Origin of the sequence: Polaromonas sp. (genome assembly GCF_030682935.1) — a bacterium.
In the GTDB taxonomy this organism is placed as follows: Bacteria; Pseudomonadota; Gammaproteobacteria; order Burkholderiales; family Burkholderiaceae_C; genus Polaromonas.
The window spans coordinates 1-9,476 of the sequence record NZ_JAUXNA010000087.1; the positions used below are offsets into that span (position 1 = coordinate 1).

General features: G+C 62.3%; 6 protein-coding genes and 2 pseudogenes. All 8 read right to left on the minus strand.

Annotated elements, in window-relative coordinates; all coding sequences use genetic code 11:
• A partial coding sequence (locus Q8K05_RS03395) for a transposase (protein ID WP_305245117.1) occupies positions 1 to 556 on the minus strand: 556 nt, incomplete at its 3' end.
• 121 nt (positions 557 to 677) lie between these two features.
• Positions 678 to 1,220: a class I SAM-dependent methyltransferase gene (locus Q8K05_RS03400; RefSeq protein WP_305245118.1), complete on the minus strand. Its 543-nt coding sequence runs from the start codon at positions 1,218 to 1,220 to the stop codon at positions 678 to 680.
• 598 nt (positions 1,221 to 1,818) lie between these two features.
• Positions 1,819 to 2,640, minus strand: coding sequence for a transglutaminase family protein (locus Q8K05_RS03405; RefSeq protein WP_305245122.1), 822 nt, complete (start codon positions 2,638 to 2,640; stop codon positions 1,819 to 1,821).
• A 43-nt stretch (positions 2,641 to 2,683) separates the two neighbouring features.
• Positions 2,684 to 3,646: an alpha-E domain-containing protein gene (locus Q8K05_RS03410; protein ID WP_305245119.1), complete on the minus strand. Its 963-nt coding sequence runs from the start codon at positions 3,644 to 3,646 to the stop codon at positions 2,684 to 2,686.
• A 2-nt stretch (positions 3,647 to 3,648) separates the two neighbouring features.
• The gene (locus tag Q8K05_RS03415; protein WP_305245120.1) at positions 3,649 to 5,157 is read right to left on the minus strand and encodes a circularly permuted type 2 ATP-grasp protein; all 1,509 of its coding nucleotides are present in this window, start codon (positions 5,155 to 5,157) and stop codon (positions 3,649 to 3,651) included.
• A gap of 107 nt (positions 5,158 to 5,264) precedes the next feature.
• Positions 5,265 to 7,781: a DNA internalization-related competence protein ComEC/Rec2 gene (locus Q8K05_RS03420; RefSeq protein ID WP_305245121.1), complete on the minus strand. Its 2,517-nt coding sequence runs from the start codon at positions 7,779 to 7,781 to the stop codon at positions 5,265 to 5,267.
• A gap of 462 nt (positions 7,782 to 8,243) precedes the next feature.
• Positions 8,244 to 8,785: pseudogene (locus tag Q8K05_RS03425) on the minus strand (methyl-accepting chemotaxis protein); the annotation flags it as partial.
• Positions 8,786 to 9,175: 390 nt separating this feature from the next.
• A pseudogene (locus Q8K05_RS03430) lies at positions 9,176 to 9,476 on the minus strand (methyl-accepting chemotaxis protein); the annotation flags it as partial.

Genomic DNA, 9,476 nt, shown 5'->3' on the forward strand with positions numbered 1-9,476 from the left:
TACCCTGGCCTTGCGCTACAAATTCCGCGTACTTGGTGGCAGCCTGGGTAGCGCTTTTGCCGGGGGCCAGCTGGGCATGGACTGGCTTGACATTTAACCAGTCGGGCTTGCCGGCAAGGCCAGCCAAGGCGCGGTAGCTGCTCCAGGCGTAGGCATCGGGGCGTTTAACCATGCGCGCCCGCACGGGGTTCAGGTCAACATAACGGCACACCTCCAGCAGGTAACTGTCACTGTCCACCAGTATGGCTTTGAAGCGGCCTTGAAACAGATGACCCGTCAGGCTGTGGCGGCGGTTAAAGCTTTGGGTATACACGCCGTTGATCTGACGCATCAGGCGTGACAAATTCGCCTCGCGGGTGTGAAGCACAAGGTGGTAGTGGTTGCCCATGAGGCAGTACGCCCACGCCTGCGCGTCAAAGCGCTCCAGCGCTTGGCCCACGACGTCCAGAAACAGCGCCCGATCTGTGTCGTCCTTGGCGATAGGCTCACGCCTGTCGCCCCGCGATGTCACGTGGTACACCGCACCAGCGTATTCAATGCGTAGTGGTCTGACCATCGTGATAGCTACGGCATCGGCGCTCCGTTTGCAAGATGGGAGACCTGACCCTGTAACCCCCTAACCCTGTAACCCTGTAACCCTGTAACCCCAACGCTACTGCGCCAGATGCGGTAGCAACTCAAGTTGTGGACAAGCTTTGCAGCACCCACACCCCCGCCGGAGGTGCATTGCGCCACACCGAGCACGTCTTGTGCCACCGAAAATCCGCGGCTGCCTCAAAGGGCGCGCGCGGCTGGTAGGTAAATTGCACCAGCCTCGAACCGGGGACTCTGCGCAAAAGCCGCTCTATGCTGGCCACCGTGACCTCGCGCATGTCCTGCGGAAGTGAGCGAAAGGGAAGGCTGGACACCACCGCCACCGGGTCAGGGTAGACGAGGCCGTCCAGGACCTCGTGGGCGAGGTCCTCGCGCACGTCTAGCCCAGAAAACTTATTCCTAAGCTGTTGGGCCAGACTTGGCTGCATTTCGACGGCCACCAGTGAGGCGTGTGGCAGCCTGCTGCGTAGCTCTTTCGTGATTGGGCCCGTGCCGGCGCCCAGTTCCACGACATGGTGCACCTCGCCTGTGGCTCGGACCATTGCCGAGGCCAAGTAGCGAGACGAGGGCGCGACCGCACCGGTCAGGGTAGGTGTTTTTAGCAGGTGCAACAAAAGCGCGGACATCGGCAAAGTATGCACTGAACTTTATCCGCTGGGCGAAAAATCGGTGTTCGACATGCGCTCCGAGCCAGTCGGCAAACCTGTGAACCCATAAACCCTCGCCGCGCGCACGACGATGAGCCGCTTTTCGCCTTCGGCACCGAGGCTTTTCACGAGTGCGACAGTTTCGGCACTGCCCGATGGCCGACATGACTTTGAGCTGACCCCAACTCGACAGCGGCAAATTGCAATGCAACGAATCCGAAGCCCATCAAACAAGGAGCTTACAGCGCGCGCATCAACACCCAAGCCCCGTCAAACCCATGTCGTTATACACAAAATTTCTGACAGGCTCTGGCCTTCTGAAGGTTCTGGCTGCCCGTTTCTACTCCTTCCCGCCTTTGGGGGAAGGTTGGGATGGGGGGCTCTGTGCACTTGCAATTCTTTCAAATAAAGCAGGTGCGCTTGCTGTTGTCTTTCGACCTGCCTTGCATCGCCAAAGTCCGGATGAACGAATGCTTGCATCGCCAGCCCCCATCCCAACCTTCCCCCAGAGGGGGAAGGAGCCAAGCCAGCAGGCACTTGACCTGGTGCAAAACAGACTTGTGTATAACAACATGCGTCAAACCGGCTCAATCGTGATGGTCACGGCCATGGATTCCTCGCCGCCGCCCTGGCGCACGCCCTTGATCGGCGGGCAGGCGTTGTAGTCGGTGCCCATGGCCAGGCGGACGTGGCGCTGGTCGATCACGCAGCCGTGGGTCACGTCGATGCTGACCCAGCGCCGGGTTGCCACGTCCAGGCAGACATCAACCCAGGCATGGCTGGCCAGGTCGGGTTCGTTGGCGGCGTAAAAATAGCCGCTGACGTAGCGGGCCGGAATGCCCAGGCTGCGGCAGACCGCCACCATCACATGCGCCTGGTCCTGGCACACACCGGCACCCGCTTGAAACGCTTCAAGCGCCGTGGTGGTCACATTTGTGCTATTTTTTTGATAGCTTACTGCACCCGCCACACCTTGGCTAAGGGCCAAAAGCATGCTTAAATCTGCGGTGCCGGGGGCCGCCAGGGGATGCACGAAACGGCGGCCGAAGTCCGCCAGTTTCGGATGCGCTTGGGCCAGCTCCGTGGCACGCAAAAAAAACAGCGGGTGCGGCAAGGTGCCATCGTCAGTGAATTCAGCCACGCCCAAGGTTTCGACCTGGCCAGCCGCGTTGACCAGACTCCAGCGCACGTTGTCAGTCGACTGGCCGACAAAGCTGTAAGAGTGAATGCTGTTGCCAAAGGCATCGCGCTGGGCAAAGAGCTTTTCCGGCGCGCCCAGGCTCCAGAAAAGAACCGTTTGCGCCGGGCCGGACTGCGGCGTGAGCCAAAGCATTTGCAGCGCGTAGCGCAAGGGCTCGGTGTAGCGGTAATCGGTGGTGTGCCGAACGTGCAGCTTCATCGGCGGCGGCACCCGCTGCGGCTTGTCTTTGACGGCGCCGTGTTCACTTTGTTGCCGGAACCAGAAACTCGCGGCTGATGTGCGCGCCAAGTTCGTTGACACGGTCCAGAAACTGGGTCAGGAAAGCGTGCAGTCCATTGGCCAGAATCTCGTCGATGCGCGCGTACTGCAAATCGGCCCGCAGTTTGCCCGCGTGGCGCTGGGTTTCACTGAGCGGATCGCTGGTCACCATGGCCAGGTTGCTCATCACTTCGCTGAGGCAGCCCAGCAGGGAGCGCGGCATGTCGGACCGCAGTATCAGCAACTCGGCCACACGCTCAGGCTTGATCACGTCGCGGTAGACCTTGCGGTAGACCTCAAACGCAGACACGCTGCGCAGGATGGAGCTCCAGTGGTAAAAATCGTTGTCCTGCGCTTTTTCGCTGGCCGCGCCCACAGCATCGTTTTGAATCGCATGAAACTTCACATCGATCAGGCGGGCGGTGTTGTCGGCACGCTCCAAAAACGTGCCCATGCGCAAAAAGTGGAAGGCCTCGTCCTGAAGCATGGTGCCCAGCGTCACGCCGCGCGACAGGTGCGAACGAAACTTGACCCACTCAAAGAACTGGCTGGGGTCGCGCTCGAAGTCACCATGGCGCAGCATGCGGATGACTTCCAGGTAAGTCTGGTTCTGCGTTTCCCAGACTTCGGTGGTCAGCGTACCGCGCACGGCGCGGGCGTTTTCGCGGGCGTTCTGCAGACACGAGATGATGCTTGACGAGTTTTTTTCGTCGCGCACCATGAAGTCCATCACGTCACGCGGATTGATGCTGCTGCCGTACTTGGCGGCATAGGCCGGCTTGAGCTCGCTGATGCTGAGCAGGCCCTGCCAGCCCATCTGGGCCACGGCGGTTGATTGCGGCAGCAGCGAGGTCTGGTAGTTCACATCCAGCATGCGGGCCGTATTCTCTGCCCGTTCGGTGTAGCGCGACATCCAGAAAAGGTGGTCGGCGGTGCGTGACAACATGATTAAAGCCCTCCAGACTGCGACTGGGATTGTGACTGCACGGGCGCGGCTGGACCGGTTTCCAGAATCCAGGTGTCCTTGGTGCCGCCGCCCTGCGAGGAATTGACCACCAGCGAGCCGTCTTTGAGCGCCACGCGCGTCAGGCCGCCGGGCACCATCTGCACCTCCTTGCCGCTCAGCACAAAGGGCCGCAGGTCGATGTGGCGGGGTGCCACGCCGCTTTCCACATAGGTCGGGCAGGTCGAGAGGCTCAGCGTGGGCTGGGCGATGTAGCCCGCCGGGTTGGCCAGAATGGCGCGCCGGAAGTCTTCAATTTCAGCCTGGGTGGAGGCCGGCCCCACCAGCATGCCGTAACCGCCGGCGCCATGCACTTCCTTGACCACCAGGTCTTTCAGGTTGGCCAGGGTGTACTGCAGGTCTTCTTTGTTCCGACACATATAGGTCGGCACGTTCTTGAGGACGGGCTTTTCACCGAGGTAGAACTCGATCATTTTCGGCACATAGGGATAAATCGACTTGTCGTCCGCGACGCCGGTGCCAATCGCGTTGCACAGCGAGACATTGCCGCTGCGGTACACATTGAGCAGACCCGCGCAGCCCAGCGTGGACGAAGGCCGAAACGCCAGCGGATCCAGAAAGTCGTCGTCAACGCGGCGGTAGATCACATCGACGCGTTTGGGGCCGCGCGTGGTGCGCATGTACACAAAGTTATCCTTGACGAACAGGTCTTGCCCTTCGACCAGTTCCACGCCCATTTGCTGCGCCAGAAACGCGTGTTCAAAATAGGCCGAGTTGTACATGCCCGGCGTGAGCACCACCACGGTGGGCTCGGCCGTGGCGGGCGGCGCCATGGTGCGCAGGGTTTCCAGCAGCAGATCGGGGTAGTGCGCCACCGGGGCCACGCGGTTTTCGTTGAACAGTTCCGGGAACAGCCGCATCATCATCTTGCGGTCTTCCAGCATGTAGCTGACGCCGCTGGGAACGCGCAGGTTGTCTTCGAGCACGTAGTATTCGCCCTCGCCCTGTGCGTTGGGGGCGCGCACGATGTCAATGCCGCTGACGTGCGAGTAGATGTTGCCGGGCACATCGACGCCCATCATCTCGGGGCGGAACTGGGCGTTCTGAAAAATCTGCCCGGACGGAATGATGCCCGCCTTGATGATTTCCTGGTCGTGGTAGACGTCGTGAATGAAACGGTTGAGCGCCGTGACACGCTGCACCAGCCCCTTTTCCAGGCTGGCCCATTCATGCGCCGGGATGATGCGCGGGATCAGGTCAAACGGAATCAGGCGCTCGGTCCCCCCATTGTCCGGACCCTCGTGTTCGTGTTCGTCTTTGGCGCCATACACGGCAAAAGTGATGCCGACGCGACGAAAAATAATTTCCGCTTCAGCCCGGCGCGCTTCCATCAGGCTGGCGGCCTGCCTGGCCAGCCAACGCTGGTAGGGCTGGTAGTGCGCCCGGACGCTCGATGGCGTGGCGTTCATTTCATCAAACATCGGTCGGCTCATTAACATGATCTCCAGCAAGGTTGACGCACTTTATTTTCAATAGAGCTTAGCAAGTTATGCGCCAAGCCGGTGCATTGAGCACACTTGTCAAGTTCGGGTTGCGGTACTTAAGGCACATGATGCCAGTAGCGCAAGCCGGTCTGCCGCTGGCAGGCGAGGTCTCCGGGTTTCAGGCTCTGCCAGCCGGCCGCGCCGCACTGGGACGAACTGATCAGCCGGATTCCGCGCGCCTGGTAACGCGCCGCCACCGATTCGACCGGGTGGCCAAAACGGTTGCGGTAGCCCGCCTGCGCCAGCGCCCACTGCGGCTGCACCGCATCGAGAAACGCCGCGCTCGACGAGGTCTTGCTGCCATGGTGCGGCACCAGCAGAAAATCGGCCTTCAGGCTCGAAGCGCTGGAACTTGCAGCCAGCCTGAGCTCCTGGGCGGTTTCAATATCGCCCACCAGCAGCGCGGTCTGGCGGCCGTTGGAGACGCGCAGCACGCAGCTCAGGGTGTTGGGTTTGTTCTTCGCCGCATAGTCGGCGGCCGTGGGGTGCAGCACCTCAAACGTGACCGCATCCCACTCCCAGCGCTGGCCCGCCAGGCAGCGGGTCGATTTGCGCAGCGCCTGCAGTTCGTGGCCGTCTTCAATCGAGCTGAGCAAGCGGGCCTGCGGCTGCATGGCCAGCACAGCGGGCGCGCCGCCCGTGTGATCGGTATCGCGGTGGCTGAGCATCAGCAGGTCCACCCGCTCGCCCAGCGCGCGCAGCAGCGGCACCAGCACGCGCTGCCCCGCATCGCTTTCGCGCGAAAAGCGCGGGCCCGCGTCGTAGAGCAAGGTATGGCGGGCCGTGCGCACCAGCACCGCATTGCCCTGCCCGATGTCCGCAGCCAGCAGCTCGAACTGCCCCGGGACAACGCGCACCGGTTGCCACAGCAACACCGGCAGCATCAGCGGAATGCCCAGCGCGCGCCAGTGCCATGGCAAGCGCATGGCCAGCAATGCACCACCAAGGACGCCTGCCACAGCACACCAAAGCGGTGCTGCCGCGACGCTGATAGAGGCCAGCGGCCAATCGGCCAGCCCCTTGAGAAGGACTGCCAGCAAACCCACCGCCCACGCGGCGCCCTCCCAAACAGGTGCATACAGCACGCCCAGCATGGCCAGCGGCGTGACCAGCAGGGTGACCCAGGGAATGGCCACCGCATTGGCCAGCAAACCGACCAGCGAAACCTGGTTGAACAGCAGCAGCGACAAGGGCGTGAGCGCCAGCGTCACCACCCATTGCTCACGCGCGGCGCGCGCCAGTCCGGCCAAGGGCTTGGCCAGCCACGGCGATAAAAATGAGGACCAAAGCGACGGCGCCACTGCAATTTGTGAATCAAATTGGCCTCCAGCTCCTGTACGACGGGCGTCACCAGCGCCTGAATCAGTAGCAAATAAAACGCCCACCGCCACAAACGACAGCCAGAACCCGGCCTGCAGCAGCGCCCAGGGGTCCAGTGCCACCACCACGGCCATGGCCAGCAGCCAGGTTTGCAGCCACGGCCACTGCCTGCCGCTTTGCCGCAGCAAGACCACCGTGGCCAGCATCCAGATGGTGCGCTGGGCCGGCACGCCCCAGCCTGAAAACAGCGCGTACAGGGCGGCCAGCAGCAGCCCGCCCAAGGCGCCCGCACTGCTGGCGGGCAGCGCCAGGCACAGCCGCGGCGTCAGCGTGGCGGAGCGCCGCCACAGGCTGGCCACCAGCAAAGACGCTGCCCAGGCGAACATCGTGATGTGCAAGCCGGAAATGCTCATGAGGTGGGCCACGCCGGTAGCGCGAAAAACGTCCCAGTCGGCCCGCTCAATGGCGTTTTGATCCCCCACCACCAGCGCGGCCAGTACCCCGGCGCGCTGGCGGTTTTCAATGCGCTGGTAAATCGCTTCACGCACCGACTGGCGGGCCCGCTCCACGGGGTGCACCCAGCTGCTGGAGAGTTTGACGGGCGGCGCATCGCGCGGGCCGGCACGCACATAGCCGGTCGCCTGAATGCCCTGCTCCCACAGCCAGAGTTCGTAGTCAAATCCGTAGGGGTTGCTGTTGCCATGCGGCGCCTTGAGCCGCACCGTCATCTGCCAGCGCTCCCCGGCACGCAGGAGCTGCGGCTGACGCTGCAACTCCAGCGCCATCCCGGAGGGATCAGCGCTTTCAGCCCGAAGGTCTTTTGCCTCCCGCACGCCGAAGCCGGCATACCAGCCCAGCAAAATTTGCGACGGCAGTTTGACCGGCTGCCCGTCCAGTCGCGCCGTTTCGATGCCCAGCCGAAACCGCAAGGCGTCTTCTGCAGGCTGCGGCATGGCCAGCACCCGGCCCACCACGTCAATATCACGCCCTTCCAGGGCCGGGTTCAGGGTACTGGACTGAAAAACGCCAGCCCGCCAGCCTGTCAGGCCAAAACCCAGCAGGGCGGCGGCCACGACCACAGCCCAACCCGCGCCGCGCAGGTTTTTCCTTGCCGCAGCACCATACAAAACGCCCACCAGCGCGCCGCCCAGCGCCGCAAGCACGGCATACCGCCCGCCCTGCCACAGGCTGGGCTGCTGCAGTTGCACCGCCACGCCGGCGATGAAACCGCTGAATAGGAACCCTGGGCTCATGGAGCCAGCCCAAGGTCTGGCTGAAACAGGGTCGCCCACGGCCTTCTCCCCACTGGTTATTTGTTTGAATGCGATGGTGCCCTGTTTAACGGGGCCGCCGGGTGAAAGCCTACAAAGGCTGTTTGGCGCAGCTCTTGCCTGCAAAAACGCAGACGCACGATAGTAAGCTGATCTCATGGGCCGCGCGACGTGGCGGCCCGCTGTTTCAGCGTTTTGATTTGCGCTGCGCTCCACCAGCACCATTTTTCAAAAGCGAGGCTGCCTTGCCCCTCCACGTTGCCCTGCGCGCGCGCATGTCGCCGGAGTCACGTGCACGGGCAGAGGGAAAAGCGCAAGCTATGCTGGCTACTCAGTTCACTCGAAGCCACAAGTCCCAGGTAGGTCGGGTTAGCGCAGCGTAACCCGACCTACGCGAAAAGCTGACATCAGTACCGTGAAGTCGCAGGGGCTGCCCCACTTGGGCATCTCGGCCATGATGTCGGTCACGCGCTTGACGCTGTCAACGATCTCGTCCATCGTCTTGCCCGCGCTTCAACCACCTGTTTGCGGCCCTCTTCGACTTTGTCCACCGAGTCGTCGATCAGGGTCTTGATCTCCTTGGCGGCTGCCGCTGAGCGTTGCGCCAGGTTCCGCACTTCGGCGGCCACGACTGCGAAAGCACGGCCCTGCTCTCCGGCCCGCGCCGCTTCACCCGCCGCATTCAAGGCCAGAATGTTGGTCTCGATCACGCCGATGATGTCGGCGATCTTCCTGGACGAGGCGTTGATGGAGCCCATGGTGTCAACCACCTGGGACACGACGCTACCGCCCCTAACCGCGACGCTGGAAGCCGAGACGGCCAGCTGGTTGGCCTGGCGCGCGTTGTCGGCGTTTTGTTTCACGGTGGAGGTCAGCTCTTCCATGGAGGCTGCGGTCTCTTCGAGTGAGCTGGACTGCTGCTCCGTGCGGGAGGACAGGTCAAGGTTGCCGGCTACGATCTGGCTGGAGGCGGTGGCAATTGCGGCGACACCATTGCTAGCACTGGTAATCGCTTTATGCAGCGTTACCAGGATGCCCTCCAGATCCTTGGCGCTCTTGCTTTGCGCATCCAATAACAGCCACAAAACCGGCAACATTATTCGATCTGCTCTTTGGTAATGGCTGTTCGAGTATTTGTCGATTTCGCTCATTGCATACTTTCTAATAAAAATTTACCTGACGAGTCCGATGATTCGTTGGCTATGCGCTTCATGCCGCCAGTTTTTCGATCAATCCGATCCGTACCTGCAGACGCGCGTATGTCGCGTTAGCCGTAGGTCGGGTTAGCCCGCAGGGGCGTAACCCGACAAGCACCGCCACAAACGCAGATGTCGGCCCACGTCTACGCTAACCCGACCTACATCCTTTGGAAGTTCTTAAAACGTTTCCCAGCCGCCGCCAGCAGCCGGCGCGCCCGCCAGCTGCTGGCGTTGCGGCGCGGCAAGAACCTGTTTGGCACGGGGTGGTTGCATAGGCGCAGAGCGCGGCTTGATGGCCGCCGTGCGCTGGGGTGCGGCTACATGATTCAGTTGCCCGCTAGCTTGATCTTGATTGAGCTTGAAGACGCTGACGACCTCGGACAGGTTGCTGGCCTGCTCTTGCAGCGAGCCGGCGGCTGCTGCCGCTTCTTCGACCAGCGCAGCGTTTTGCTGCGTCACCTGGTCCATCTGCGTGATC